The organism is Citrobacter sp. CF971, from assembly GCF_006385635.1.
Classification (GTDB): Bacteria; Pseudomonadota; Gammaproteobacteria; order Enterobacterales; family Enterobacteriaceae; genus Citrobacter; species Citrobacter freundii.
This window is the reverse complement of record NZ_CP041051.1, coordinates 1,260,349-1,286,648: the sequence shown is the minus strand read 5'-3', so window position 1 is coordinate 1,286,648 and position 26,300 is coordinate 1,260,349. Positions and strand designations below refer to the sequence as shown.

Here is a 26,300-nt window from a genome sequence, read left to right as displayed (position 1 = left end):
TGATAAGTGGCCGTAAATATATGATGTCAATCGAATAGCTTTTCGGGGTTTCAGATATACTTTCCCTACGCTGTGTAAATAAGGATATCACTGTGACAACACGACATCTGATAAGCCTGGTGACTGGGGTACTGTTCCTTTCCATCCTCGCGCCTGTAGGTTTAAGCCTGTGGCTGGCACATCGTCAGGTCGAAACGAAATTTATCGATGAACTCGACATGTTCTCAACACGAGTCGCATTACGTACGGAACGCGTAGGCGAGCAGGCGAAAAAAGCATTACGCCATATTGAAGCATTTCAGGGGGTGCCTTGTAGTGATGAGCATCTGCTGGAAATGCGTCGTTTGTCATATAGCTATCGCTATATTCAGGAAGTGCTGTACCTCAAAGATAACGTTCCGCAATGCTCATCCCTGGAAAAAAGAAGCCAGGCAGACGCATTTCCACCCGCAATGAAAGTCACTCCTGATGGATATCGCGCATGGCTTACCACGCAAAATGATTTGGGCATCAAGCGCTTTATGGCAGCATTAGGGAGCGAACATTATATTGTGATGGTCGATCCGGGTTCTTTCATTGACGTCATCCCGTTTGGCTCATGGCCGATTGAAGTGACTATCATTGGCACCATGCGCAACGTCGTGGTTGCCAGTAGCGCCGATCTGCCATCGGACGTTTTGCAGCATATACAGCAAGAACGATCTATTACTCATTTTAACAAAGATGGCAGCATTTATAACGCCCGCCCCTTTCCTGAGTTGGGCATCACGATCGTAACCTGGGCGTCTACCCTGCCATTGCAAAAAACCTGGCACCGGCAGGCACTGATCTGGCTCCCGGCAGGTATTCTTATCGGTTTGCTCACCGCCGCCTTTGTTTTGCGTATTTTGCGCCGCTTACAGTCGCCCCATCACCAGTTGCAGGACGCTATCCAGCATCGGGACATCAAAGTCCACTATCAACCAATTATCTCGCTCAAAACGGGGAAAGTGGTTGGGGCAGAGGCGCTGGCTCGCTGGCAGCAGGCCGATGGGAGTTATCTGTCACCTGAAATTTTCGTCGCGCTGGCGCATGAAACCGGGCTGACAGAGTCCCTCACCCGGTTGATTATTGAAAGCGTATTTGAAGATTTAGGCAAATGGCTGCGTCAGCATCCTGAGCAGCATATATCAATCAACCTTGAGTCAGCCGATCTGTCCTCCGAAACGCTTCCTGCCCTGTTAAGCAAGAAGGTGAACCACTGGCAACTTAAGCCTGCGCAAATCGCGCTGGAGCTAACTGAACGCGAATTTGCTGACCCAAAAAACAGCGCGCCGTTTATTGCCAAATACCATCAGGCGGGTCATTCAATCTATATTGATGACTTTGGTACCGGCTATTCCAGCCTGAGTTATTTGCAGGATCTGGATGTAGACATCCTGAAGATAGACAAATCGTTCGTCGATGCACTGGAGTACAACAACGTCACACCGCATATCATCGAGATAGCAAAAGCGCTGAAACTTGAGATGGTAGCGGAAGGTATCGAAACCGAGAATCAGGAAACCTGGCTACGCAAGCACGGAGTGCAGTACGGTCAGGGCTGGCTTTACAGCAATGCGCTGCCGAAAACGGAATTTATACTGTGGGCAGAAAAACGGCTTTAACATGGCTGTTGATGTTGAGATGGCTGGCGGCACGCCGCACAGCCAGTCACATCACTCTTCCATAATGGGCGCAAATCCACCGTAGATCATTCGCTTGCCATCAAATGGCATAGATTCACCGAATTCCTTCATACGGGGATCGGACATCATCTTCTGATTCGCCGCGTCGCGGACCTCTTTGGAAGGGTATTCAATCCAGCTGAATACCACTTCTTCATGATCCTGCGCTTTCACAGCCATGCGAAAATCGGTCAATTTGCCGTCGGGGACATCATCTGCCCAGCACTCCACCACGCGCAATGCACCGAACTCCTTGAAAAGCGGAGCTGCTTTTGCCGCCATCGCAATGTACGCCTCCTTGTTTTCAGCGGGTACGGCAACCACAAAGCCATCAACATACTTCATGAGAAAAACCTCCGAAGTGTACTGCGCGGCAAGCCGATTCCGGCCGCGTCAGTCGAGGTTAAGTTTAGTCGCCAGCAGTCGATCGCGCCCCAGGCGTATTCTTGATGCGAATACGTGCCTGCGGCTGATGGCGAAACCACGGCAAGCAAAGCTGAATGAGCGGTCCGATAGCCAAGGCATACAGCACCGTACCAACCCCCACTGTTCCTCCCAGCAACCAACCGATAAGCAGCACCGACACTTCAATTGCGGTTCGAATTCGTCGTACTGGCCAGCCGGTACGTGCGTGGATACCGGTCATCAGACCATCACGCGGACCGGCGCCAAAACCGGCACCAATGTACAGGCTGGTTGCTAACGCATTCAGGATCACCGCTGACACCAACAGCCCGCTGCGCGCCAGCAGGGATTCAAATCCCGGAATCACCAGCAGCGCGGCATCTGCCGCCAGCCCGATCATAATCACGTTGCTCAACGTGCCAAACCCTGGACGCTGGCGCAGCGGTATCCACGCCAGCAGTACCAACACACCCACGGCAATAATCACCACGCCGATATTCATCGACAATAAATTGGCCACGCCCAGGTGAAACACGTTCCACGGATCGGCCCCTAAATCGGCACGGACAAACATCGCCGTCGACACACCGTACAGCGTCAGCCCGATAAACAGCTGAAGTAAACGACGCAGCATGCTTTTCCCCTCTCACTCTCAGATAACTTTCATCATCACCGCAATTGGCACTATGATTAATGTCCAGTTTTCAAAAAGTGGACTGCTATGTCATCACGCCGTTACGGAAGCCAGTCTTTGCAGCGCCTGCTCGGACACTGGCAGGAAAACCCCTCACGAACGCCCATCTGGCGACAGCTGGCAGAAGCGTTACGTCTGCTGATCCTTGATGGTCGACTGGCGCTGGATAGTCGCTTACCCGGCGAACGCGAGCTCGCTGCCGTTCTGCAAGTGAGCCGAACCACCGTCGCCAGCGCCATGGCGCAACTGCGTGAAGAGGGATATCTGGAAAGCCGTCATGGGAGCGGCTCACGGGTGATCCTGCCGGAACACATTCGTCATGTGCCTACACGAACCAGTACAGGTACAGCGCTGGATTTGTCCACGGCGGCGCTGAGTGCCGGTCCCGAAATTCACCATGCTTACCAACAAGCGCTGTTTGCGATGCCGCAGCATTTGCTGAGTTCCGGGTATCTACCACAGGGACTGGCGGTTTTGCGTGAATCCATCGCCCGGCATTATTGCGAACGCGGACTCCCGACGCAGCCCGATGAGATTATGGTCGTGAACGGCGCGGTCAGTGGCCTGGCGCTGATCCTGCGTTTACTCACCGGCCCTGGCGATCGCGTGGTGGTCGATCATCCCACGTATCCGCTGGCGATTGCCGCGATTCAAGGTGCATCATGTCGTCCCGTCGGTGTGTCGCTGCCCGAACACGGTTGGGATACGGCAGGTCTGGTCGCCACCATCGCGCAAACCGCACCGAGAATGGCCTATCTGATGCCGGACTTTCACAATCCGACCGGGCGTTGCATGGACGCTGCAACTCGCCAGGTCGTGGCAGATATTGCTGAAAGGACCCGCACCACGTTGGTGATTGATGAGACCATGGTGAACCTGTGGTATGACACCCCGCCACCACCGCCGCTTGCCACATTCAACCGCAATGCACCGATCATCCTGCTGGGATCTGCCGGGAAAAGCTTTTGGGGAGGATTGCGTCTGGGCTGGATTCGGGCGTCGGCGCGAACCATCGCGGCGCTGGTACAAACTCGCGACACCTTCGATTTAGGCTCCCCGGTGCTTGAACAACTCGCCACCAGCTGGCTGCTGGATAATGCCGCCGACTTTCTTCCTGACAGAAGACGGCTACTCACATCGCAGCGAGATCTGTGCTCGGACCTGATGAACGCACATTTCCCGGAGTGGCAGTTTACCCAGCCACAGGGAGGACTCTCTTTTTGGGTTGAACTGCCCGATACGCTGGCAACGCTATTCGCTACGCGCGCCGAAATCGCAGGCATTCAGTTGGGAACCGGTACGCGTTTCGGTCTTGATGGTGCATTTGACCGCTTTTTGCGTATGCCCTTCACATTACCGGATGACACAACGCGTGCCGCCTTCCGGGTGTTGCAACCCATTTGGGATAACCTGCGTTTGCAGGCCAGCAGCGGGAAAATACGTAAAATAATCTAAACGACGAGTCAAAGGACTCGTCCTTGAATGCCGTGATGGACGAGGATGTCCCGGCAATATTAACGCTGAGGAGGAACCGGAAACCCCTTCAGAGAAATCACGAAATTCTCACCGTCTTTCTTAATTTTTGCCCCGGCATCACACCAGTCGGAGGCAATACGGAAGAACTCATCGCTGCCGACGTTCCAGCTCAGACGAACATGTTTCACATAACCGGAACGCAGCATTTCACAGGCTTCGCCATAATTACAGGCGGTTGAGAGCGGTTGTTGTTTCATTTTTTCTTCTTCAGTAGTCTTCGCAATGCTTTGATTTCTTTAGGAGTCAGTGCTTCAACCACGGATTCTTCCGTATGCTGGCTATCGATATCCTCAGCGGAGACTCCCGCCTCTTCAACGGCGGAAAACGCGATCAGCAGTAGTTTTTCCGTCGCGATACTTAAATTTTCACTATGCACTTCAGCGTAATGGCGAAGCTTTTCTTTTAGCGCCTCATCAATTTTGACATTCAATACAGCGGTCGACATCGTAGAAAATCCTTGTGGTCAGCCAAAACACACCGAATGTAAGACCCTGTCGTTACAGTGCGATGGCGGCGGCAAAAGCATCAAATAACATCCCCGAAACACATTGACAGCATTTGATGACATTAAAATGACAATACGATGACAAAGAAAAGAAGATAAGCAGAAGGAAAATTGCCGGACGGCAGAATTGGGTGGGGGCCCTGCCAGCTACATCCCGGCACACACGTCATCTGCCTTGGCTGCTTCCTTCCGGACCTGACCTGGTAAACAGAGTAGTGTTGCGGGAGAACCAACAGAGCCCCCATTGAGAGCGTTGTTAACCAACGCGCAGGCGCATTATCACTGCTGCACCCTGTAATTGCAACCCATCCAGCATCGGATGCTGTTTTCTTGTGCAATGCGGCTTCACTCCTTCGCCGTTCAGCATTATGCTGGAGGATTAGCGCAGGAATAAATGATGGATATACAAGACACTTTCCCCCAACGCGTCTGGCAAATCGTCGCGTCAATCCCCGAAGGTTTCGTCACCACCTATGGCGATGTTGCCAGGCTTGCCGGTTCGCCGCGTGCTGCGCGCCAGGTAGGCGGCGTGCTTAAGCGTCTCCCCGAAGGCAGCACTTTGCCCTGGCATCGGGTGGTTAATCGTCATGGTGCCATTTCGCTGACAGGCCCCGACCTGCAACGGCAGCGCCAGGCGTTGCTGGCTGAAGGAGTAGTGGTTTCAGGAAGCGGACAGATCGATTTACAGCGCTATCGCTGGGTGTACTAACCCTCTCTGGGCGGAGAGGGTTACGACTGCCTTAGTACTGTGTGGGAGCAGGGACGGCAGAAGACGGATTCACCTGGGTTGGTGACGTTGACGGCACCGTGGTGGCAGCCCCACCGCTCGCCTGAACCGGTACTGCCGTTTGCTGTACAGGGACCAGCGTCAGGTCAGCTTTTGTCCCCCCCTGATTAATGACCGTCTGCACGGTATCAGTAATGAAGACCAGTTTGTCATTAACCGTAATTGCCGCACTTAGCAGAATACGGGCGTTAGGTTGAATATCAGCCGGGTTAAACGGTAATACGAAGCTGAATGGCGCCTGTTTACCCTCAGTACGGACCGCTTTTTGCGACAGCACTTTTGACGGTGCATCGGCCAGTGAAGCATCTGACAGCGTTACGGTCAGCACCGCATCAGGTGGCAAGGCCACTTTCTGGCGGATCCATACTGTACCGGAGACATTAGGCTGCTGAATTTTAGACTGTGTGTCAGCAATTGACGTATTAGGGCTTGGCGCAGGTGTCTGAATATCCGCGCTTTTATCGGCGCAGGCTGCCAGAGCGACCGCAACCGCTAAACCACTTACCATGTGCACGAGTTTCATTAAATTCTCCTTTTCATCTATGCACCAGCGAGAACTTTCCTCGCCAGAAGAGTGGTTAACAAAAACATAACGTGACTAAGTGTGGCACAAGATAGCTGTTTTTGCCTGTAATAGGCCTTTAATTCAGACAATTGCACCCATCGGACCACTTTCAAAATTGCGTTATACTCTGCCTACCTCGCTGCGAGAACGATATAACCTGGAGAGCACGTATGAGTCTGGCGCTGAAAAATTTGCTGACATTGTTAAATCTGGAAAAAATTGAAGAAGGACTCTTTCGGGGCCAAAGTGAAGACTTAGGGTTACGTCAGGTTTTTGGGGGACAGGTTGTCGGTCAGGCGCTATATGCCGCAAAGGAAACCGTACCAGAAGAGCGTCTGGTCCACTCCTTTCACAGCTACTTTTTACGCCCCGGCGATAGCCAAAAGCCCATCATCTATGATGTAGAAGTCCTGCGTGATGGTAACAGCTTCAGCGCGCGCCGCGTTGCCGCAATCCAGAATGGTAAACCTATTTTTTACATGACAGCCTCTTTCCAGGCGCCGGAAGACGGATTTGAACATCAGAAAACCATGCCGGATGCGCCGAGTCCCGATGAGCTTAAATCAGAAACAGAAATTGCCCGCTCAGTGGCGCATTTGCTGCCGCCGCTGTTGAAAGAAAAATTTATCAACGATCGTCCATTGGAAGTGCGTCCGGTTGAATTTCATAACCCCTTAAAAGGTCACGTCGCACCTCCGGCGCGCCAGGTTTGGATCCGCGCAAACGGCGAGCTGCAGGACGATCTGCGCGTCCATCAATATCTGCTGGGTTATGCTTCAGACCTGAACTTCCTGCCTGTTGCGCTGCAGCCGTACGGAATTGGTTTCCTGGAAAAAGGGATTCAGATCGCCACCATTGACCACTCCATGTGGTTCCATCGTCCGTTCAATATCAATGAGTGGTTGTTGTATAACGTCGAGAGTACTTCGGCCTCCGGTGCCCGGGGTTTTGTACGCGGGGAGTTTTATACGCAGGACGGCGTGCTGGTCGCCTCTACCGTGCAGGAAGGGGTAATGCGTAATCGTAATTGAGAATTACCGGATGGCGGCGCAAAAGCGTTGCCATCCGGCAGATTGAAACATCAAGCGTTGTAAGCGTTCTCGCCGTGGCTGTTCACATCCAGACCTTCGCGTTCCTGCTCTTCCGGTACACGCAGACCCACCGTCATATCCGCCAGCTTATAGCCAATGAAAGCCACCACACCGGACCAGACGATGGTAATCGCCACGCTTTCCAGTTGCACCAGCAGCTGATGCCCCATGGTCACGCCCTCGGCAAAGCCCACGCCGCCCAGAGAGCTGGCAGCGAACACCCCGGTCAGGATGCAGCCGACAATGCCGCACACGCCGTGCACGCCAAACACATCACACGGATCGTCCACGCGCAGAATACGCTTCAGGATGGTCACACCCCACAGGCCAGCCAGTCCCGCAACGACACCAATAATCAGCGCGCCGCCGACACCAATATAACCACATGCCGGTGTTACCCCCACCAGACCCGCAATAGCGCCAGAACACGCGCCCAGCAGGGACGGTTTGCCACGCAGCGCCCATTCACCGAAGATCCATCCGAGGATGGCTGCGGCGGTGGCAACCACGGTATTGACGAAGGCCAGTGCGGCAATCTCATTCGCCGTTCCCGCTGAACCGGCGTTAAAGCCAAACCAACCAATATAGAGAATAGCGGTACCGGTGAAGACCATCGGCAGGTTATGCGGTTTAAAGGCTTCTTTGCCAAAACCGACGCGTTTGCCAATCAGATACGCCCCAACCAGACCGGCAATCGCCGCGTTGATATGCACGACTGTTCCGCCGGCAAAATCCAACGCACCGTGGGAAGCCAGCAAGCCGCCGCCCCAGACCATATGGGCAATGGGGATGTACGACAACGTTAACCATACCACTACAAAAATCAGCACCGCAGAGAAGCGAATACGTTCAGCCAGCGCCCCAACAATCAGCCCAACGGTGATGCAGGCGAAAGAACCCTGAAAAGCAACGTGAATGTACTGGTAGAAGCTCCCCGTGACCGCCGTCAGCGCGATGTTCTTCAGCAATACCCAGTTGAAGTTGCCGAAGAAATTATTCCCTTCGCCAAAGGCCAGTGAGTAGCCATAAACCACCCATAGAATACAAACCAGAGCGAATGTCACCGTCACCTGAGTCAGCATCGACAGCACGTTCTTACCGCGAATCAAACCGCCGTAGAACAACGCAATGCCAGGGATAGTCATAAACAGCACCAGCGCGGTACAGATCATCATAAAAGCGTTATCTGCTTTATCCGCAACCGCCGGTGCCGCCATTGCCAGTCCCGGCAGTAGCGCCAGTGAAGCAATACCTGTTTTCATCGTTGCTATCTTCATTTTTTGGTTTCCTATCACTGTGTGCCAGAAGTTACAGTGCAGCTTCGTCGGCTTCGCCGGTACGAATACGAATCACACGTTGCAGCTCGGCGACGAAGATTTTGCCGTCGCCAATTTTTCCGGTGTATGCCGCTTTACTGATGACATCAATCACGCCATCCAGTTGGTCGTCGGCAATCGCCACATCAATCTTCACCTTTGGCAGAAAATTGACGCTATATTCAGCCCCACGGTACAGCTCAGCATGACCTTTCTGTCGGCCAAAGCCCTTCACTTCGGTGACGGTCAGCCCCTGAATACCAATAGACGACAGTGCTTCACGGACGTCTTCCAGTTTGAACGGTTTGATTACCACGGTAACCAGCTTCATAGATCCCCTCCAGTCAGAATTCAGTAGTGGCTGCAGATACACGAGAGGAATATTGCAAGGGGTGTGCCAGGAATGAAAAACGCGGAATAATTCAGGCTTGCAGGGTATTGCCGGGGGAGAAAAAGAAAAAACGCACTATGACGGTGCATAGTGCGTTACATTTTTGCACCAGATTGTTGATTGCCGGATGGCGGTGTAAACGCCTTATCCGGCCTACAAAACCGCGTTGACCGTAGGCCTGATAAGCGCAGCACCATCAGGCGATAACCGAATCCTCATGTGCGCTGGCCGCCAGCTCTTCACCCGCCAGTTGAAGCTGATACATCTGCCAGTAACGGCCTTGCGCCGCCAGTAGTTGCTGGTGCGTACCACGCTCAACCGCCTGCCCGCGATGCAGCACCAGAATGGTATCCGCATCGACAATCGTCGATAACCGATGTGCAATCACTACCAACGTGGTGTGTTCACGTACCGCCGCCAGCGCGTGCTGAATGGCCTGTTCAGTACCGGAATCAATACTGGCCGTGGCTTCATCGAGGATCAGTACCTGCGGCGTTTCCACCAATACCCGCGCCAGCGCCAGCAGCTGTTTCTGCCCAACGGAGAGATTATTGCCCTGCTCGCCCAGCCGGGTATGGATCCCCTCGCTCAGCCCCCGCGCCAGTGCTGCCAGTTGCACAGTCTCCAGAGCCTGCCATACCCGCTCTTCTGAGATATCACGACCCAGCGTGACGTTTGCCAGGAAGGTATCCGCCATCACCACCGGATCCTGCTGCACCATCGCGATGCCCTGACGTAACGCACTGTGGCTCAGAGAAGACAGCGGACGTCCGTCAAGGCGGATTTCGCCCTGCGTCAACGGGTAGTAACCCATCAGCAGACTGGCCAGCGTACTTTTGCCGCTACCGGTGTGTCCGACCAAGGCTACAAAGCTGCGCGAAGGCACGGACAGACTGATGTTTTGCAGCACCAGATTGTCGTCACGATAGGCAAATGAAACGTTATCCACCTCAATGTCCCCGCTCTTCAGCGGTCGATCATCGTCACCATAGCGCTGACGAGGCCCGTCCATCAGTTCGAACACTCGCTCGCCGGCGACAACCGCCTGCTGCAGCATGGATTGCTGGGTGGTCAGCTCGATCAGCGGCTCGTTCAAACGACCGAGGTAGCTGATAAACGCGTACAGCACGCCAACCTCAATGGAGCTGCCAGAGGCAAAGCTGAACAGCATCAGCAAACCGCAGAGGATCAGCGCCGAGAAAAGGCTCAGCAGCGGGCGCAGCAAAAAGCCATCCAGTCGTAGGGTTTGCATACGCGCCATATAGTGCGAGCGGCTGGCCTCCCCCATTCTCTCGCCAAATCGCGCCTGCTGGCGGAACTGCTGGATAACGCTCATGCCGTTGATGACTTCGTTAAAGCCATCGTTAATATCCGCCAGATAAGCGCGCACCCGACGCACAATCGGGGTGCTGTAGCGTTGATAAATCACCATCACCACCATCACCGCCGGGAAAATGGCCATCGCCACCAGCGCCATACGCCACTCGAGGCTGAACATCGCCACCAGCATGGCACCGATTAAGGCCGCGCTGCGCAGAACCGTTGCGACCACCGTCACGTACAGGTCGCGAATAACTTCGGTGTCATTGGTCACACGTGAGATAAGCTGCCCGACGGGCTGAGTATCAAAGGCGCTGAGCGGCTGGCGCAGCGCAGCGTCCATTACGTCAGTGCGTAACTGTTGTACGACGCCAACCGCCGCCTGGTTAAACAACAACGACTGCGCGTAATGCAGGCCTGCCGCCAGCAGTTGCAGACCGACATAGGCCGCAACCAGCCCGACAACCATCGCCAACGGCAGATTGTTCTTCGCCACCATGTTATCGATAAAATAGCTAATCAACAGCGGACCGCTGACTTCCGCCGCAGCCGCCACCCACAGCATAACTACCGCAATCGCCAACTGTTTTCGCCATGGTGAACCATACGCCAGCAATCTTTTCAGGGTCGGCCATAGTTGCCCAAAACTACGCATTAGCCGCCTCCTCGTTTATTTCTGGCGCATCAGACAGCGCCGCTTCCAGTTGCTGATAGCGGTACATATCGCGATACCAGCCGGGCTGTTGCACTAAAGATTCATGCTCACCGCGCTGGGCAATATGCCCATGCTGCATCACGATAATCTCGTTAGCTTCCGTCAGAGCCGATAAACGGTGGGCGCTGATAATCACGGTTCTGCCTTCGCCCCACTGACGCAGGTTATGCAGGATCTGATGCTCGGTACGACCATCTACCGCCGATAACGCATCATCCAGAATCAGGATTTCAGCGTTCAGCAGTAGCGCTCGGGCGATAGAAATACGCTGTTTTTGTCCACCAGACAGCATCACCCCACGTTCGCCCACTTCGGTGTCATAGCCCTGAGGAAGACGTAAAATATCTTCATGAACGCTGGCAAGGCGCGCCACATGCTCGATCTCTGCCTGGGTGGCCTGCGGGCGTCCTAAGGCGATGTTATTGCCGACGGTATCGGAAAACAGGAATGGCGTCTGGCTGACAACCGCCAGTCGGCTGCGCCAGCTATCCAGCTGTAAGCGCGTTAATGGGATATCATGAAAGCGTACATCGCCTTGGGTGATATCAAAATGACGCTGGATCAGCGACAGCACCGTACTTTTCCCCGCGCCGGTCGGACCACAGATGCCCAGCATCTGCCCTGGTTTAAGCTGAAAATTCACATTTTCCAGCGCCGGGTGGGTGGTTTGCGGGTAACAAAATTCGCGAATCGCTACCGCCAGCTCGCCGCGTCCTTCCGGCACCAGTTCAGTACCGTCATCCACTACCGGCGCTTCTGCCAGCATGGCGCGAATTCGGCTATACGCGGCGCTGCCGCGCTCGACGATGTTAAACATCCATGCCAGCGCCAGCATCGGCCAAATCATCAGACCGAGATACATCATAAAGCTGGTGAGCTGGCCGAGCGTCAGCGAACCGTGAACCACCATCCAGCTTCCCCCGGCAATCGCCAGCAGGTTAGCCATCCCAATGGCGATATAAATCGTGGGATCAAAGCGGGCGTCAATGCGCGCCACGCGCAGGTTTTTCTTACCTGTATCTTCAGCATCAGCGGCAAATAATGCCGACTGCCGATCCTCCAGACCAAAGGCCTTGATCATACGAATACTGGTCAGGCTTTCCTGAGTACGATCGTTGAGGCTGGAAAACGCCGCCTGTGCCAGCTTAAAGCGGTTATGGAGTCGATCACCGTAACGTTTGATCATTATCGCCATCACCGGCATCGGCAGCAGCGCAATCAACGTTAGTTGCCAGCTTATCTGCGTTGACATCACGATCAGCACCGCACATCCCATGACCAGCGAATCTACAAGCGTCAGTACGCCTTCCCCGGCGGCGAATACCACGCGGTCAACATCGTTAGTTGCACGCGCCATCAGATCGCCCGTGCGGTGACGCAGATAAAACTCTGGATGCTGACGACTCAACTGACGGTAATAATCTTCCCGCAGCTCAACTGCCAGTTGGTAGGATGCGCCAAACAGCAGCACGCGCCAGACATAGCGCAGTAAATAAACTACCACGGCGATCAGAGCAATGGTTCCCACCCACATCAGCAGCCGCTCGGTGGTGAAGCGTTGTGTCGTTACGCCATCCACAATGATCCCCACCACTTTCGGCGGAATAAGCTGAAGGATAGCGATGATGATAAGCAGGGCCACCGCCCCGAGGTAGCGACGCCACTCCCGGCGGAAGTACCAGCTTAATTGAGCAAATAATCGCACGCGTTATGTCCTGACAAAATTTCCGGCAATAAGCGCCGGGAGAATTATTCAATAGGGAGAGCAGTTGTGTATTTAATCTGTTCCATGGCAAAGCTGGAGGTGACGTCAGACAGGCCCGGTACGCTGTTCACCAGGCGCTTATAAAATTCATCGTAGCTTTTCATATCAGCGACCTGCACTCGCATCAGGTAATCATACTCCCCTGCCATACGCCAGAACCCCAGAACCTCGGGCATTCCGGTCACTTCAGTGACAAAGCGGCAATACCATTCGCTGCTGTGATGCTGAGTTTTGATCAGCACAAACGCGGTTAAGCCCAGCCCCAGTTTTTCCGGATCCAGCAAGGCGACTCTGCCCAGCAGAACACCGTCATCCTCGAGCCGTTTGAGGCGTTTCCAACAGGGAGTGGTAGTCAGATTAACGGCATCTGCTAACGCCTGCAAAGAAAGGGTGCAGTCCTGTTGCAGTAAGCCAAGCAGCTTACGGTCAATTTTGTCTAGCATATCCACTCCACAGAGAAGAATTTTCTACTTACATTCTATTTTAAAGGCTAAATGGCAACAATTTTTTCCGTGCTTTTCGCTATTCTGGGCACAAAATGACAAATGGATATTTATTAATGATGAATAGCTCCTGGGTTAAAAACGCCATCAATGAAATCAACGCGGATTATCAGCGTTCTGCAGATACACATCTCATTCGTCTGTCGCTACCGGCGTTTCCGGGCATTCAGATCTATTTAAAAGATGAGAGCACGCATCCGACCGGGAGCCTGAAGCATCGTCTGGCGCGCTCACTGTTTCTGTACGGGTTGTGCAATGGCTGGATCAAAGAAGGCACCACCATCATTGAATCATCGTCCGGTTCAACGGCGGTATCTGAGGCTTATTTCGCTCGACTGTTAGGGCTGCCGTTTATTGCCGTCATGCCTTCCTGTACGGCGAAACGTAAAGTTGAACAGATTGAATTTTACGGCGGTCGCTGTCATTTCGTGCAAAGCGCCTGCGAAATCTACGCGGCCTCTGAACAATTGGCGCGTGAACTGAACGGTCATTACATGGACCAGTTCACTTATGCTGAGCGCGCCACCGACTGGCGTGGCAATAATAATATTGCCGACAGCATCTTTCGTCAGATGCAGTGCGAGCCCAATCCCGTTCCCCGCCATATCGTGATGAGCGCTGGCACCGGCGGCACCTCAGCAACCATTGGCCGCTATATCCGCTGTCAGGGCTACGATACTCGCCTGATGGTAGTGGATCCGGAGAATTCGGTTTTTCTGCCCTTCTGGCAGGATCGCGATGCGACATTGCGCAGCCCGGTAGGAAGCAAAATTGAAGGTATCGGGCGTCCGCGCGTAGAACCCTCTTTCATTCCTGACGTGGTCGATGAAATGCTGCGCGTGCCGGATGCCGCCAGCGTGGCTACCGCGCACTGGCTGGAAACGCAGTTGGGTCGTAAAGTCGGTGCCTCAACCGGCACTAACATGTGGGGAACGCTGCAACTTGCCGCGCGCATGCGCAACGCCGGAGAAACCGGTTCACTGGTGACGCTGCTCTGCGACAGCGGTGAACGCTATCTGGAAACCTACTACAACCCGCAATGGGTTGACGCGCACATCGGTGATTTAACGCCGTGGAAAGCGGAACTTGCCCAGTTGCTGAATACACACTAAGCAGACAAAAAAAAGCCAGACGCGAAGTCTGGCTTGCTGGAAGGGATCTCTCATTCGGGGGAATAAGGTAGATGCGGATTGTCCAGCCAATGCGTCAAAAAGTGTGACACCGCCTGATTACGGCAATGTCCAATCACCGATAAATGAGGCAGTTCAGCCATCAGTTGCGGCATTGCGTTACCCATAATCAGGCCGCGCCCAACGCTGCCTAACATTTCGCGATCGTTCATAGCATCGCCAAACGCCATACACTCGGACATTGAATATCCTAAGTGGTCACTCAACACCGCCAGCGCGGATCCTTTGTTACAGCCCAGCGGCAGTACCTCAAGGCAATCAACCGCGGAGAAACAGAGATTCGCCTGTTCTCCCAGCGCTTCATTCAGTTGAATGCGCAACTGGATCAGAGACTCATGATCGCCGCAGAAACAGATCTTCGTTACCTGATGAGCCGGAATACGTTTCACATCGACGATCTGGTAGCGAAATCCGCTATACACATGCGCCTGTAGCAGCGAGGGGATCTCTTGTCCGGTAAACCAACCGTTGTCATTAAAGACATGCATGCTGGCGGTGGTATCCCATTTCTGATGTAACACGATATCCGCAACATTCGGATCCAGATCCTGACGGTGCAACACATCGCCCTCAAGAGAGTGAATGCGCGTGCCGTTACCGGTGATCAAAAAGGCGTCCAGTGAGATAGAACCCAAAATGTGGCGCATTTCCAGCACATGGCGGCCAGTGGCAAATGTCAGGGTGATATCGCGTTCACGCAGGCGCGCCAGCGTTGAAAGCGTTTCGTCACCTAAATGGTGATTCGGCATCAAAAGGGTGCCATCCATATCAAATGCAGCCAGACGAGCCATTTCTTTCTCCACACTGTGACGCGGTTAACTTGTGATTCAGTATCACCTGAGATATACGGAAGTAATAGTGAATAGATAAAATGAATTGTTCCGGGTTTATATGAGATTGTTGAATCGCCTGAACCAGTACCAACGCCTGTGGCAGCCTTCGAACGGCGAACCGCAGTCGGTGACCGTCGGGGAGCTGGCCGAACGCTGTTTTTGCAGTGAGCGCCACGTGCGTACCCTGCTGAAGCAAGCGCAGGATGCTGGCTGGCTGGAGTGGCACGCCCAGTCTGGGCGTGGGAAACGCGGGCAATTACGCTTTTTGGTGACGCCGGATTCCCTACGCAACACCATGATGGAACAGGCGCTGCAAAAGGGAGAACAGCTTAGCGTGCTGGAACTCGCTCAGTTAGCACCGGGAGAATTAAGAACGTTGCTACAACCGTTTATGGGCGGCCAATGGCAAAATGACACGCCAACCCTGCGTATCCCCTATTACCGCCCGCTTGACCCTTTGCACCCTGGATTTCTCCCCGGTCGCGCGGAGCAACACCTCGCTGGACAAGTTTTCTCTGGCCTGACCCGATTTGACAGCACTACGCAACGTCCCTGTGGAGACTTAGCCCACCACTGGAATATCTCCGCTGACGGCCTGCGCTGGGATTTCTATATTCGTTCCACCCTGCATTGGCATAACGGCGATACGGTAAGCAGTACGCAGCTACATCAACAGTTGCTGAAGCTGTTAGAGTTACCTGCGCTGAATAAGCTGTTTATCAGCGTAAAGCGCATTGAGGTGGCGCATCCCCAGTGTCTGACCTTTATTCTGCATCGTCCCGACTTCTGGCTGGCACACCGTCTGGCGAGCTACAGCAGTCACCTGGCGCATCCTGAGCACCCGTTTGTGGGTACCGGCCCGTTCCGGTTGACACTGTTTACTCCTGAGCTGGTGCGTATCGAGAGTCACGATCACTACCATCTGAGTCATCCGCTGCTAAAAGCCATTGAATACTGGATAACCCCGCAGCTCTTCTCCCAGGATTTGGGCACCAGCTGCCGCCATCCGGTGCAAATTGCGATTGGTAAACCCGAAGAGTTACCTATGCTAAGCCAGGTAAGCAGCGGGATCAGCCTTGGTTTTTGCTATCTCACACTCAGAAAAAGCGCGCGCCTGAATACGCAGCAGGCTCGTCGACTGGTCGATATTATCCACCGTTCTTCCCTGCTACAAACGCTTGAAGTGGATGAAAATCTGATCACGCCAAGCAATGCACTGCTGCCCGGATGGAGTATCCCGCAATGGGATGAACTCGACGAGGTAGCATTACCGGAAAAGCTGACGCTGGCTTATCATCTGCCGGTAGAACTTCACGCTATGGCTGAACAGCTTTGCCATGCGTTGGCTCTGCTCGGCTGTGAATTAACGCTTATTTTTCATAATGCTAAAAACTGGGATGGCAATCATCCCCTAGCCCAGGCCGACCTGATGATGGGCGACAGGCTGATTGGTGAAGCACCTGAATATACTCTCGAACAGTGGTTGCGCTGCGATCAGCTCTGGTCACATGTATTGAATGCGCCAGCATACACACATCTGCAAACGACCCTGGATGCCCTGCAAATCCAGGCCGATGAGGACGATCGCCACGCGGCTTTACAACAAGTTTTCGCCACGCTAATGCATGACGCTACCCTGACGCCACTGTTCAATTATCACTATCGCATCAGCGCGCCACCAGGGGTGAACGGCGTACGCCTGAATCCTCGTGGCTGGTTCGAATTTACCGAAGCCTGGTTGCCACCTCCTTCAGCGTGAAGAAGCTGGTCGGCGACACGCCCAGGCGCTACCATAAGGGCTTCGTTATTTTGTCAGGAAAAGCCATGAAACGTGCCGTTGTTGTATTCAGTGGAGGTCAGGACTCCACGACTTGTCTGGCGCAAGCGCTGCATCAGTATGATGAAGTGCACTGCGTGACCTTTGATTATGGTCAGCGCCATCGCGCTGAGATTGATGTCGCACGTGACCTGGCCTTAAAACTTGGCGCACGCGCGCACAAAGTGCTTGATGTCACACTGCTCAGTGAACTGGCTGTCAGCAGCCTGACCCGCGATAATATTCCGGTACCCGATTACGAACCGGATGCGAACGGCATTCCCAATACCTTTGTGCCAGGACGCAATATTCTGTTCTTAACGCTGGCAGCAATTTACGCGTACCAGGTACAGGCAGAGGCTGTCATTACCGGCGTTTGTGAAACGGATTTCTCTGGATACCCGGACTGTCGCGATGAGTTCGTCAAAGCCCTGAACCATGCCGTAAGCCTGGGGATGGCGAAAGATATTCGCTTTGAAACCCCACTGATGTGGATCGATAAAGCCGAAACCTGGGCGCTGGCTGATTACTGGGGCAAGCTGGACCTGGTACGCGAAGAAACACTAACTTGCTATAACGGCATCAAAGGTGACGGTTGCGGTCACTGTGCGGCGTGTAATCTGCGTGCCAACGGCCTGAACCATTATCTGGCGGATAAACCGGGAGTGATGGCGGCAATGAAGCAGAAAACCGGCCTGAAATAATTGAGCGAATAGTGCCGGATGGCGGCGTAAACGCCTTATCCGGCCTACCGACAGCATTCATCGTACACAATATCGCCCGTAGGCCTGATAAGCGAAGCGCCATCAGGCAACGTTGAGCTACTGCACCATCTGCTCCAGTTTTTCGCGTAACTCCCCTTCCAGCGGCAGCGCTTTTTGCGTTTTCAAATCAATACAGACGAAGGTAATCAACGCGTCGGCCACTACCTGCCCTTCCGGCTCCAGGGTAATTGTCTGGTTTAACACCCCGCTTTTGCCATTTAGCTGTTGCACCTGACTAGTGATGGTCAGCAGGTCGCTTAGCACCGCTGGACGACGGTAGTTAATATTTATATTCACGACCACAAAAGCGATGTTGTGTGCAGTCATCCATTGAAAGCTGTCGCTGTTTTCCAGACCATCCCAGCGGGCTTCTTCCAAAAACTCGAGATAGCGGGCGTTGTTGACGTGCTGATAGACATCAAGATGAAAACCACGGACTTTGATTTGTGTTTGCATAGCGCAGGAACCTTACGTTTTTATAAGAATATATTCAGGGTAGTGAGGCCATAACTGGTATGACCTCTCTAGTCTGGCAAATTTTCAGCGCTGTGCAAGTTATTAAAGTGTTAAAACTGCCAAATTACGCTCCACCAGCGAACTGCCCATACCCGGCACCTGCTTTAAGTCCTCCACCGTTTTAAACGGTCCGTACTCCTCACGATAGCTCACAATCGCCTGCGCTTTCTTCAGACCTACGCCATTCATGACTCGCGCTAAATCCTCCGCAGAAGCGCTGTTGATGCTTACCCTGGTGCCTTCATCGTCGCTTGCTTTAGCGGGCAGTGTGGCTTTGCTTTGTGCCGCCCCTGAGTTTTCCGCTTTGGTTTGAGTCGCCTGGCTTTTGGCGACAGGCTCAGCCGCCAATGCAGTTTGGGCCATACCAGCGCAGGTCAATGAAAGAGTGATAAGCAGGGCTTTGATTCCATGTTTCATACTGTTTTCTCCTTGTTTGTTAACAGTGGAATCACGATAGCGAGGTGCAGAACGGCAGACAAACGGCAAATATCAGAAATGGAAAAGGCCGCGAAAGCGGCCTTTGGTAGATACAACTTTTTGCAATTTTTTGCGAACTGCCTCGGTTATTGCTGCTGTTCCAGCGCATCACCGATTTTAATTTTTGCGGCTTTACGCAGGTTGCTCATCAGCGCTTCGAAGACAATCTGCGCGTTGTTCTGAGTGATCCCCTGAACCATCGCTTTCTTCTGCGCTTCAGGCATAGAACCGGCTTTCACCTCGTCCAGCGCCAACAGAACAACGTTACCCTGCATGTCGTTCGCTACGCCGTAGCTCGGCTTGTCTTTCGCCGGCAGGCTCAGACCAAAGGCAGCCTGGCTCAACGGATCCTGACCCGTACGGCTCAGCGTTTTTGCCTCGCCAAAGCTCAGACCCGCAGCTTTCATCGCTTCATCGCCTTTACCGGCTTTCAGATCCGCCAGCAGTTTATCGGCATCAAGCTTAGCCTGCTGCTCTGCTTTATTGTGCTTAACGAGCGCAGTTACCTGCTCTTTCACTTCAGCCAGTGGCTTCACGGCTTCGGCTTTGTGCTCTGCAATACGCAGCACGAACGCGCGATCGCCATCCACGGTGATGATATCGGAGTTACTGCCAGGTGTACCGTTCTCGCCAACCAGACCACCATTGAAAATGATGTCAGCGACTGGTTTGAAATTCAGTTCTTCCGGCAGGCTGTCACGGCTAAACCAGCCCGTTTCAACCGCTTTCATACCTGCTGCCTGCTCTGCACCCGCCAGAGATTCGTTATCGTTGCTGGCCGCATCGCTGACTTTCTGTTGCAGCGCATAGTAGGCATCCAGCGCTTTTTCCTGCTTCACTTTTGCCGCAATGTCGTCACGGGCTTCGCTCAGCGGTTTAACCTGTGCAGGCTGTACGTCGTCAAGACGCGCAACGAGGAAACCAACGGAAGACTTAATTACGCCAGACAGTTGGCCTTTTTCTTTCAGACCGGCATTTTTCAGCTCATCCGGGGTGGTGGAATCTTCCAACCATCCCATATCGCCGCCTTTACGGGCAGAGATGATATCAGCAGATTTTTCTTTCGCCAGCGCAGCAAAGTCACCGCCTTTATTCAGCTCGTCCAGTACCGCTTTGGCTTCATCTTCAGTTTTGGTCTGAATGATGCTATAGCGGTTACGCTGCGGCTGAGTGAACTGATCCTGATGCTGGTCATAGTAAGACTGAATATCAGCATCGCTGGCCGTCTCCTGCATAGCAGCAGCATCCAGCTTGATGTAGCTCACGCGGAACTGTTCCGGCGTCATAAAGTTGTTTTTATTCTGCTCGTAGTAGCTGGCAACTTCCTGCTCGGTAACAGACTGCTTCGCGGCCAGTGCGTTAACGTCAATCGTCGCCTCGCGCACGATCCGCTGCTGTGCGACCAGCGCCGCCAGTTCGTCCGTTTCGCCTTTCAGCATAAAGTCCGTACCGGCAACACCGTTAATCAGCTGCTGGGTAGTAAGCTGATTACGTAATGCCTGAGCGTACTGGTCTGCAGTCATGCCCATCTGATTAACAATTGCGTTATAGCGGTTGTTATCAAATTTACCGTCGACCTGGAAAGCAGGCGTGGCAAAAATAGCCTGTTTAATCTGATCGTCGCTGATGTTGAGCTTAAGCTCGCGGGAATACTGATCCAGCAGCGCTTCGTCAACAAGACGATTCAGCACCTGCTGACGCAGCGTTTTCATGTAACCTTCGTTCGCGGCCAGCTCGGAGTATTGATCGCCCAGCTGTTGCTGCATGCGGTTACGTTCGCTGTTGAACGCATTCTCGAACTGCCCGCGGCTGATCTCCTGGCCATTCACTTTGGCGGCGAAGTTATTGCCCCCGCCAATCAGGTAACCACTCACGCCGGTCAAAATGAACGACACGATAATGATACCGAAAATAATCTTGAGCACGAGACTGTTAGCAGCCGTGCGTAAGCTGTCCATCATGGTGTAACCACACTCCGCTGTAGATGACTATACGCGTTATCTCTAAAGCCGCCTGCGCATTGACACAACAACGGCGGCAAGGATTTTGAGTATATATGCTTCACGCAGCATAGCGTTTCCTGAACGCTGCGCACAAAGGCCTATTGTGACAAGAAACAGGGGTAATTGTCAGCCCACAACACGTAGAAAGTACCGGAATTACAAATAAAAAAGGCACATCAGTCGATGCGCCCTTGTACTTCGTCACATCCCCAAAGGGGAAATCACTTAGTTTACCGCGTCTTTCAGTGCTTTACCTGCACGGAAGCCCGGTACTTTAGCCGCGGCAATGGTGATCTCTTTACCTGTTTGCGGGTTGCGACCAGTACGGGCAGCACGCTCTTTAACGGCAAAAGTACCAAAACCTACCAGCGCTACGTCATCACCTTCTTTCAGAGATTCGGTAACAGAAGCAATAATTGCATCTAACGCACGTCCAGCCGCAGCTTTAGAGATATCAGCCCCTGCAGCAATTTTGTCGATCAGTTGAGATTTATTCACTCTTCTCTTCCTCTTTATAATTTATATCGCACCTGAATCCTTCAAAGTGCGACCGCGCAGCAGTTATATCAGGCCTGCCATGCCCTTACAACACCCGTTAATGATGGCAAGCCTAATCCGTCATCTAAATTAGCTATACAAAAAAAGGCTGGCAAGCCCGAAATGGCCTGCCAGCCCTGTTTTTATTAATGCTCTTTGCGCGAGGTCACTATTTTGCCGTCACAACCTGCATTCCAGAGGGTTCATTTTGCAACGCAAGAGCCAGAACTTCCTCAATGCGTTTCACCGGATGGATGTCCAGATCGGCAATTACGTTATCCGGAATCTCTTCCAGGTCACGTTTGTTCTCATCAGGAATTAAGACCGTTTTAATACCGCCACGGTGTGCCGCCAGCAGTTTTTCTTTCAAACCACCGATTGGCAGAACCTGACCACGCAGGGTGATCTCGCCGGTCATCGCCACGTCGGCGCGAACCGGGTTACCGGTAAGACAAGAAACCAGCGCGGTACACATGGCAATACCCGCACTTGGGCCATCTTTCGGCGTCGCTCCTTCAGGTACGTGAACGTGAATGTCGCGTTTTTCGTAAAAGTCCGGATTAATACCCAGTTTTTCCGCACGCGCACGTACCACGGTCAGTGCAGCCTGAATAGATTCCTGCATGACTTCACCCAGAGAACCGGTGTAGGTCAGTTTACCTTTACCCGGTACGCAGGCGGTTTCGATGGTCAACAGATCGCCGCCCACTTCCGTCCACGCCAGGCCGGTTACCTGACCAACGCGGTTTTCGTTGTCCGCGCGGCCATAATCAAAGCGCTGTACGCCCAGATAGTCGTGCAGATTATCGCCATTGATCTCGATATGTTTCAGCGACTTGTCGAGCAACAGCTGTTTCACCGCTTTACGGCACAGTTTGGAGATTTCGCGCTCCAGACTACGCACGCCCGCTTCACGGGTGTAGTAACGAATAATGCCTACAATGGCGCTATCGTCGACCGTCAGCTCACCTTTTTTCAGCGCGTTACGCTCAATCTGTTTCGGCAACAAGTGACGTTTTGCAATATTCAGCTTCTCGTCTTCGGTATAACCGGACAGACGGATCACTTCCATACGATCCAGCAACGGCGCCGGAATATTCATGGAGTTAGAGGTCGCAACGAACATCACGTCGCTGAGATCGTAGTCCACTTCCAGGTAGTGATCGCTGAACGCCACGTTCTGCTCTGGATCCAGCACCTCAAGCAGTGCGGAAGCCGGATCGCCACGCATGTCGGAAGACATTTTGTCGATCTCATCAAGCAGGAACAGCGGGTTTTTAACACCCACTTTAGCCATTTTCTGGATCAGTTTACCCGGCATAGAACCGATATAGGTCCGGCGGTGACCGCGAATTTCAGCCTCATCACGCACGCCGCCCAGCGCCATACGGATGTATTTACGCCCGGTCGCCTTGGCGATGGACTGCCCCAGAGAAGTTTTACCTACCCCCGGCGGCCCAACCAGACACAGGATCGGCCCCTTGATTTTATTCACACGGCTTTGGACCGCGAGATACTCAAGGATACGATCTTTGACGCGTTCCAGACCGTAATGGTCGGTATCGAGGATTTCCTGCGCCTGACGCAGGTCTTTTTTGACCTTGCTACGCGCATTCCACGGTACCTGAACCATCCAGTCGATGTAGCCACGCACTACGGTCGCTTCCGCCGACATCGGAGACATCATTTTCAGCTTCTGCAGTTCCGCTTCCGCTTTCTCTTTTGCCTCTTTCGGCATTTTCGCCGCGTCGATCTTACGCTTCAGCGCTTCGTTTTCGTCCGGCGCATCGTCCATCTCGCCGAGCTCTTTCTGAATAGCTTTCATCTGCTCGTTCAGATAGTACTCACGCTGGGATTTTTCCATCTGCTTTTTCACGCGGTTGCGAATGCGTTTCTCAACCTGCAGCAGATCGATTTCAGACTCCATCATCGCCATCAGATATTCCAGACGTTCGTTAACGTCGGACATCTCCAGCACGGACTGTTTGTCAGCCAGCTTAAGCGGCATGTGCGCTGCGATGGTGTCCGCCAGACGTGCAGGATCGTCGATGCTGTTCAGCGACGTCAGCACTTCTGGTGGGATTTTCTTGTTCAGCTTGATGTAGCCTTCGAACTGGCTGATAGCAGTACGCACCAGCACTTCCTGTTCGCGCTCATCAATAGCAGGCGAGTCAAGGTACTCTGCTTTCGCAGAGAAATGCTCGCCGTTGTCAGACAGCGCTGAAATACGCGCGCGCTGTAACCCCTCGACCAGCACTTTTACGGTGCCGTCAGGCAGTTTCAGCATCTGCAGAATAGAGGCCACGGTCCCGACGGTGAAAAGATCGTTTACACCCGGCTCATCCGTTGACGCTTCTTTCTGTGCGACCAGCATGATTTTTTTATCATGGTCCATAGCCGCTTCCAGACAACGGATAGATTTTTCCCGCCCTACAAATAAGGGTATGACCATGTGCGGATAAACCACCACATCGCGCAACGGCAATACGGGGATTTCAATGCGTTCAGAACGCTCAGGATTCATAGAGCTCTCTCTTAGTTTAGTTTCCGCCAGGTAATCAGGTGGTACGACTGTGCTTCACACCACCTTTAACATGTATGTCAGTATATGGGGATGTTTCCCACACATTCAACGCCATGTTTACGGAAAAATAAAAGGGGAGATAAAATCCCCCCTTTTTAATTAAATGTCTGTATGAATTGATGAATTATTCGCCAGATGCCTGTTGTGCTTCCGGCTTACCGTAAATCAGCAATGGCTTGCTCTGGCCGCCAATCACCGACTCGTCGATCACCACTTTTTCGACGTCTTCCATAGAAGGCAGATCGTACATGGTGTCGAGCAGCGCGGCTTCGACGATAGAACGCAGACCACGGGCACCGGTTTTACGCGCCATCGCTTTCTTGGCGATCGCATCCAGCGCTTCCTCACGGAACTCCAGATCAACACCTTCAAGATTGAACAACGCCTGATACTGCTTGGTCAGGGCATTTTTCGGCTCTTTGAGGATCTGAATCAGCGCTTCTTCACTCAGTTCGCTCAGGGTTGCCACAACCGGCAGACGACCGATGAACTCAGGGATCAGACCAAATTTGATCAGATCTTCCGGTTCGACCTGCGACAGCAGTTCACCTTCGCTGGCTTTATCAGACTGTGCTTTTACCGTTGCGCCAAAACCAATGCCGGAGCCAGTTTCAACACGGTTAGCAATCACTTTATCCAGACCGGCAAAGGCACCACCGCAGATAAACAGGATCTTGGAGGTATCAACCTGCAGGAATTCCTGCTGAGGATGTTTACGACCACCCTGCGGCGGAACGGCAGCAACCGTACCTTCGATCAGTTTCAACAGCGCCTGCTGTACGCCTTCGCCAGAAACGTCACGGGTAATGGACGGGTTATCAGACTTACGAGATATCTTGTCGATTTCATCGATATAGACGATCCCACGCTGTGCTTTCTGCACGTCGTAATCGCACTTCTGCAACAGTTTCTGAATAATATTTTCAACATCTTCACCCACATAACCGGCTTCGGTCAGCGTGGTGGCGTCGGCCATAGTGAACGGAACGTCCAGCAGGCGCGCCAGCGTTTCAGCCAGCAGCGTTTTACCGGAACCCGTCGGGCCAATCAGCAGGATGTTACTTTTGCCCAACTCAACCCCATTGCTGGTGTCGCCGTTGCGCAGACGTTTGTAATGGTTGTATACCGCGACCGCCAGCACTTTCTTCGCCTGCTCCTGACCGATAACGTAATCGTCCAGGTGGTTGCGAATTTCATGTGGCGTCGGCAGCGCACTGCGTTCACGGTGCGGTGCTACTTCCTTAATCTCTTCGCGAATGATGTCGTTGCATAAATCAACACATTCGTCGCAGATATACACGGATGGACCGGCAATCAGCTTACGCACTTCATGCTGGCTTTTGCCGCAAAAAGAGCAGTACAACAATTTGCCCGAGCCATCTTTGCGTTTATCTGTCATGGGTCAAAACCTCTTCTTTGTTCTTTGTGCCGCACACGACGACGCAAATGCCATTCTCAGGCGCAAGACGCTAGTCAGCGTTGTGCCGCTCCAGGTAATTATAGCGGCACACCTGCGCACTGGGCATTAATTACGATGGGTCAAAATCGAGTCGACCAGACCGTACTCTACCGCTTCAGAAGCGGAGAGGAAGCGATCGCGCTCGGTATCACGTTCAATCTGCTCAAGAGATTGACCCGTATGATGCGCCATAAGTTCGTTCATGCGCCCTTTTACCTTCAGGATTTCACGGGCATGAATTTCAATATCCGTTGCCTGGCCCTGGTAACCGCCCAGAGGCTGGTGGATCATGACGCGAGAGTTAGGCAGGCAAAAACGTTTGCCTTTCGCCCCGGCGGTCAGCAGGAACGCCCCCATTGAGGCCGCCTGGCCCATACAAATGGTGCTGACGTCCGGCTTAATAAACTGCATGGTGTCATAGATAGACATCCCGGCAGTGATCACTCCACCAGGGGAGTTGATGTACAGGTAGATATCTTTTTCTGGGTTTTCTGCTTCCAGGAACAGCATCTGCGCCACGATCAGGTTAGCCATATGGTCTTCGACCTGGCCGGTCAGAAAAATGACGCGTTCCTTAAGTAGACGAGAATAGATATCAAAAGAGCGCTCACCACGTGAGGTCTGTTCAATGACCATCGGCACCAGCGCCATATGGGGTGCAAAGTTATCTCGTTCGCCGCTGTATGACATTTCCGTCTCCTGGATAAAATTTGAAAAAACCTGCTGTGCTGATTGTAACCTTATGGACGGATTATCAGCTAGTCCCTCAGTAATGGGTACGACATCGCCATAATTCAAGCATAACAATCTTTTGTTGTAACG

24 protein-coding genes, 1 other RNA gene and 1 pseudogene are annotated in these 26,300 nt (G+C 53.1%); 7 read left to right on the top strand and 19 right to left on the bottom strand.

All coding sequences use genetic code 11. The features are described from left to right. Positions 1 to 92: 92 nt before the first annotated feature. Positions 93 to 1,646, top strand: a complete 1,554-nt coding sequence (locus E6P06_RS09605; RefSeq protein WP_046669815.1) for an EAL domain-containing protein — start codon at positions 93 to 95, stop codon at positions 1,644 to 1,646. 51 nt (positions 1,647 to 1,697) lie between these two features. On the opposite strand, the gene E6P06_RS09600 is transcribed toward E6P06_RS09605, so the two are convergent. Both E6P06_RS09600 and E6P06_RS09595 read right to left on the bottom strand, forming a co-directional pair. Continuing rightward, entirely contained in the window at positions 1,698 to 2,051 is a 354-nt protein-coding gene (locus E6P06_RS09600) for a DUF1428 domain-containing protein (protein ID WP_003831033.1), read from the bottom strand. Between the two features lie 64 nt (positions 2,052 to 2,115). Then, entirely contained in the window at positions 2,116 to 2,745 is a 630-nt protein-coding gene (locus E6P06_RS09595) for a YitT family protein (protein WP_016149709.1), read from the bottom strand. An 87-nt stretch (positions 2,746 to 2,832) separates the two neighbouring features. Here E6P06_RS09595 and E6P06_RS09590 point away from each other — a divergent pair, with 87 nt between their 5' ends. Then, positions 2,833 to 4,260, top strand: coding sequence for a PLP-dependent aminotransferase family protein (locus E6P06_RS09590; RefSeq protein ID WP_139935161.1), 1,428 nt, complete (start codon positions 2,833 to 2,835; stop codon positions 4,258 to 4,260). A gap of 59 nt (positions 4,261 to 4,319) precedes the next feature. Here the strand turns inward: E6P06_RS09590 and E6P06_RS09585 are convergent, their stop codons facing one another. The 3 genes from E6P06_RS09585 to ffs form a co-directional block, all read right to left on the bottom strand. Beyond that, the gene (locus E6P06_RS09585; protein WP_003021701.1) at positions 4,320 to 4,538 is read right to left on the bottom strand and encodes a hypothetical protein; all 219 of its coding nucleotides are present in this window, start codon (positions 4,536 to 4,538) and stop codon (positions 4,320 to 4,322) included. Then, positions 4,535 to 4,786 carry a hypothetical protein gene (locus E6P06_RS09580; RefSeq protein ID WP_003021699.1) on the bottom strand — a complete coding sequence of 84 codons (252 nt, stop codon included), beginning with the start codon at positions 4,784 to 4,786 and terminating at the stop codon, positions 4,535 to 4,537. The genes E6P06_RS09585 and E6P06_RS09580 overlap by 4 nt, the downstream gene beginning before the upstream one ends. A gap of 198 nt (positions 4,787 to 4,984) precedes the next feature. Continuing rightward, an RNA gene (gene ffs / locus E6P06_RS09575) (signal recognition particle sRNA small type) lies at positions 4,985 to 5,081 on the bottom strand. Between the two features lie 84 nt (positions 5,082 to 5,165). Here ffs and E6P06_RS09570 point away from each other — a divergent pair. Beyond that, a pseudogene (locus E6P06_RS09570) lies at positions 5,166 to 5,555 on the top strand (MGMT family protein). A gap of 31 nt (positions 5,556 to 5,586) precedes the next feature. Here E6P06_RS09570 and E6P06_RS09565 read toward each other — a convergent pair. Further along, on the bottom strand, positions 5,587 to 6,156 hold the full coding sequence (locus E6P06_RS09565; protein ID WP_003021666.1) for a YbaY family lipoprotein: 570 nt from the start codon (positions 6,154 to 6,156) through the stop codon (positions 5,587 to 5,589). Positions 6,157 to 6,368: 212 nt separating this feature from the next. Here E6P06_RS09565 and tesB point away from each other — a divergent pair, with 212 nt between their 5' ends. Beyond that, on the top strand, positions 6,369 to 7,229 hold the full coding sequence (gene tesB, locus E6P06_RS09560) for an acyl-CoA thioesterase II (RefSeq protein WP_003835934.1): 861 nt from the start codon (positions 6,369 to 6,371) through the stop codon (positions 7,227 to 7,229). A gap of 50 nt (positions 7,230 to 7,279) precedes the next feature. Here tesB and amtB read toward each other — a convergent pair whose 3' ends face one another. The 5 genes from amtB to E6P06_RS09530 all read right to left on the bottom strand — a co-directional run bounded on the left by amtB (position 7,280) and on the right by E6P06_RS09530 (position 13,239). Beyond that, positions 7,280 to 8,566, bottom strand: coding sequence for an ammonium transporter AmtB (gene amtB, locus E6P06_RS09555; protein ID WP_003835936.1), 1,287 nt, complete (start codon positions 8,564 to 8,566; stop codon positions 7,280 to 7,282). Positions 8,567 to 8,597: 31 nt separating this feature from the next. After that, on the bottom strand, positions 8,598 to 8,936 hold the full coding sequence (gene glnK, locus E6P06_RS09550; protein ID WP_003021657.1) for a P-II family nitrogen regulator: 339 nt from the start codon (positions 8,934 to 8,936) through the stop codon (positions 8,598 to 8,600). Positions 8,937 to 9,192: 256 nt separating this feature from the next. Then, complete coding sequence (locus E6P06_RS09540) at positions 9,193 to 10,971, bottom strand: SmdB family multidrug efflux ABC transporter permease/ATP-binding protein (protein ID WP_139935159.1); 1,779 nt, start codon at positions 10,969 to 10,971, stop codon at positions 9,193 to 9,195. Then, the gene (locus E6P06_RS09535) at positions 10,964 to 12,736 is read right to left on the bottom strand and encodes a SmdA family multidrug ABC transporter permease/ATP-binding protein (protein WP_016149705.1); all 1,773 of its coding nucleotides are present in this window, start codon (positions 12,734 to 12,736) and stop codon (positions 10,964 to 10,966) included. The genes E6P06_RS09540 and E6P06_RS09535 overlap by 8 nt, the downstream gene beginning before the upstream one ends. Positions 12,737 to 12,780: 44 nt before the next feature. Beyond that, positions 12,781 to 13,239 carry an Lrp/AsnC family transcriptional regulator gene (locus tag E6P06_RS09530; protein WP_003021649.1) on the bottom strand — a complete coding sequence of 153 codons (459 nt, stop codon included), beginning with the start codon at positions 13,237 to 13,239 and terminating at the stop codon, positions 12,781 to 12,783. A gap of 116 nt (positions 13,240 to 13,355) precedes the next feature. On the opposite strand from E6P06_RS09530, the gene E6P06_RS09525 reads away from it, so the two are divergent. After that, positions 13,356 to 14,411: a PLP-dependent cysteine synthase family protein gene (locus E6P06_RS09525; RefSeq protein ID WP_016149704.1), complete on the top strand. Its 1,056-nt coding sequence runs from the start codon at positions 13,356 to 13,358 to the stop codon at positions 14,409 to 14,411. 50 nt (positions 14,412 to 14,461) lie between these two features. Here the strand turns inward: E6P06_RS09525 and cof are convergent, their stop codons facing one another. Then, positions 14,462 to 15,280 carry an HMP-PP phosphatase gene (gene cof / locus E6P06_RS09520; protein WP_003021643.1) on the bottom strand — a complete coding sequence of 273 codons (819 nt, stop codon included), beginning with the start codon at positions 15,278 to 15,280 and terminating at the stop codon, positions 14,462 to 14,464. Positions 15,281 to 15,380: 100 nt separating this feature from the next. On the opposite strand from cof, the gene E6P06_RS09510 reads away from it, so the two are divergent. Next, positions 15,381 to 17,081, top strand: a complete 1,701-nt coding sequence (locus tag E6P06_RS09510; RefSeq protein ID WP_139935157.1) for an SgrR family transcriptional regulator — start codon at positions 15,381 to 15,383, stop codon at positions 17,079 to 17,081. Between the two features lie 65 nt (positions 17,082 to 17,146). After that, entirely contained in the window at positions 17,147 to 17,842 is a 696-nt protein-coding gene (gene queC / locus E6P06_RS09505; protein ID WP_003835948.1) for a 7-cyano-7-deazaguanine synthase QueC, read from the top strand. Positions 17,843 to 17,959: 117 nt separating this feature from the next. Here queC and fadM read toward each other — a convergent pair whose 3' ends face one another. The 7 genes from fadM to clpP all read right to left on the bottom strand — a co-directional run bounded on the left by fadM (position 17,960) and on the right by clpP (position 26,168). Continuing rightward, positions 17,960 to 18,358 (bottom strand): long-chain acyl-CoA thioesterase FadM, encoded by a 399-nt coding sequence (gene fadM, locus E6P06_RS09500; RefSeq protein WP_003021636.1) that lies wholly within the window; start codon positions 18,356 to 18,358, stop codon positions 17,960 to 17,962. 102 nt (positions 18,359 to 18,460) lie between these two features. After that, positions 18,461 to 18,835, bottom strand: coding sequence for a helix-hairpin-helix domain-containing protein (locus E6P06_RS09495; RefSeq protein WP_003021633.1), 375 nt, complete (start codon positions 18,833 to 18,835; stop codon positions 18,461 to 18,463). A gap of 146 nt (positions 18,836 to 18,981) precedes the next feature. Next, complete coding sequence (gene ppiD / locus E6P06_RS09490) at positions 18,982 to 20,856, bottom strand: peptidylprolyl isomerase (protein ID WP_016149702.1); 1,875 nt, start codon at positions 20,854 to 20,856, stop codon at positions 18,982 to 18,984. 267 nt (positions 20,857 to 21,123) lie between these two features. After that, positions 21,124 to 21,396 (bottom strand): nucleoid-associated protein HU-beta, encoded by a 273-nt coding sequence (hupB, locus tag E6P06_RS09485; RefSeq protein WP_003021629.1) that lies wholly within the window; start codon positions 21,394 to 21,396, stop codon positions 21,124 to 21,126. 208 nt (positions 21,397 to 21,604) lie between these two features. After that, positions 21,605 to 23,959, bottom strand: coding sequence for an endopeptidase La (gene lon / locus E6P06_RS09480; protein WP_003021627.1), 2,355 nt, complete (start codon positions 23,957 to 23,959; stop codon positions 21,605 to 21,607). Positions 23,960 to 24,143: 184 nt separating this feature from the next. After that, on the bottom strand, positions 24,144 to 25,418 hold the full coding sequence (gene clpX, locus E6P06_RS09475; protein WP_003831013.1) for an ATP-dependent protease ATP-binding subunit ClpX: 1,275 nt from the start codon (positions 25,416 to 25,418) through the stop codon (positions 24,144 to 24,146). 126 nt (positions 25,419 to 25,544) lie between these two features. Then, positions 25,545 to 26,168 (bottom strand): ATP-dependent Clp endopeptidase proteolytic subunit ClpP, encoded by a 624-nt coding sequence (gene clpP / locus E6P06_RS09470; protein ID WP_003021624.1) that lies wholly within the window; start codon positions 26,166 to 26,168, stop codon positions 25,545 to 25,547. Positions 26,169 to 26,300: the final 132 nt, after the last annotated feature.

What these genes read in the sequence shown, in the direction of transcription:
- E6P06_RS09600 (WP_003831033.1), bottom strand. Translation starts at nt 2,051, where the DNA reads ATGAAGTATGTTGATGGCTTTGTGGTTGCCGTACCCGCTGAAAACAAG.
- E6P06_RS09595 (WP_016149709.1), bottom strand. Translation starts at nt 2,745, where the DNA reads ATGCTGCGTCGTTTACTTCAGCTGTTTATCGGGCTGACGCTGTACGGT.
- E6P06_RS09590 (WP_139935161.1), top strand. Translation starts at nt 2,833, where the DNA reads ATGTCATCACGCCGTTACGGAAGCCAGTCTTTGCAGCGCCTGCTCGGA.
- E6P06_RS09585 (WP_003021701.1), bottom strand. Translation starts at nt 4,538, where the DNA reads ATGAAACAACAACCGCTCTCAACCGCCTGTAATTATGGCGAAGCCTGT.
- E6P06_RS09580 (WP_003021699.1), bottom strand. Translation starts at nt 4,786, where the DNA reads ATGTCGACCGCTGTATTGAATGTCAAAATTGATGAGGCGCTAAAAGAA.
- E6P06_RS09565 (WP_003021666.1), bottom strand. Translation starts at nt 6,156, where the DNA reads ATGAAACTCGTGCACATGGTAAGTGGTTTAGCGGTTGCGGTCGCTCTG.
- tesB (WP_003835934.1), top strand. Translation starts at nt 6,369, where the DNA reads ATGAGTCTGGCGCTGAAAAATTTGCTGACATTGTTAAATCTGGAAAAA.
- amtB (WP_003835936.1), bottom strand. Translation starts at nt 8,566, where the DNA reads ATGAAGATAGCAACGATGAAAACAGGTATTGCTTCACTGGCGCTACTG.
- glnK (WP_003021657.1), bottom strand. Translation starts at nt 8,936, where the DNA reads ATGAAGCTGGTTACCGTGGTAATCAAACCGTTCAAACTGGAAGACGTC.
- E6P06_RS09540 (WP_139935159.1), bottom strand. Translation starts at nt 10,971, where the DNA reads ATGCGTAGTTTTGGGCAACTATGGCCGACCCTGAAAAGATTGCTGGCG.
- E6P06_RS09530 (WP_003021649.1), bottom strand. Translation starts at nt 13,239, where the DNA reads ATGCTAGACAAAATTGACCGTAAGCTGCTTGGCTTACTGCAACAGGAC.
- E6P06_RS09525 (WP_016149704.1), top strand. Translation starts at nt 13,356, where the DNA reads ATGATGAATAGCTCCTGGGTTAAAAACGCCATCAATGAAATCAACGCG.
- cof (WP_003021643.1), bottom strand. Translation starts at nt 15,280, where the DNA reads ATGGCTCGTCTGGCTGCATTTGATATGGATGGCACCCTTTTGATGCCG.
- E6P06_RS09510 (WP_139935157.1), top strand. Translation starts at nt 15,381, where the DNA reads ATGAGATTGTTGAATCGCCTGAACCAGTACCAACGCCTGTGGCAGCCT.
- queC (WP_003835948.1), top strand. Translation starts at nt 17,147, where the DNA reads ATGAAACGTGCCGTTGTTGTATTCAGTGGAGGTCAGGACTCCACGACT.
- fadM (WP_003021636.1), bottom strand. Translation starts at nt 18,358, where the DNA reads ATGCAAACACAAATCAAAGTCCGTGGTTTTCATCTTGATGTCTATCAG.
- E6P06_RS09495 (WP_003021633.1), bottom strand. Translation starts at nt 18,835, where the DNA reads ATGAAACATGGAATCAAAGCCCTGCTTATCACTCTTTCATTGACCTGC.
- ppiD (WP_016149702.1), bottom strand. Translation starts at nt 20,856, where the DNA reads ATGATGGACAGCTTACGCACGGCTGCTAACAGTCTCGTGCTCAAGATT.
- lon (WP_003021627.1), bottom strand. Translation starts at nt 23,959, where the DNA reads ATGAATCCTGAGCGTTCTGAACGCATTGAAATCCCCGTATTGCCGTTG.
- clpX (WP_003831013.1), bottom strand. Translation starts at nt 25,418, where the DNA reads ATGACAGATAAACGCAAAGATGGCTCGGGCAAATTGTTGTACTGCTCT.
- clpP (WP_003021624.1), bottom strand. Translation starts at nt 26,168, where the DNA reads ATGTCATACAGCGGCGAACGAGATAACTTTGCACCCCATATGGCGCTG.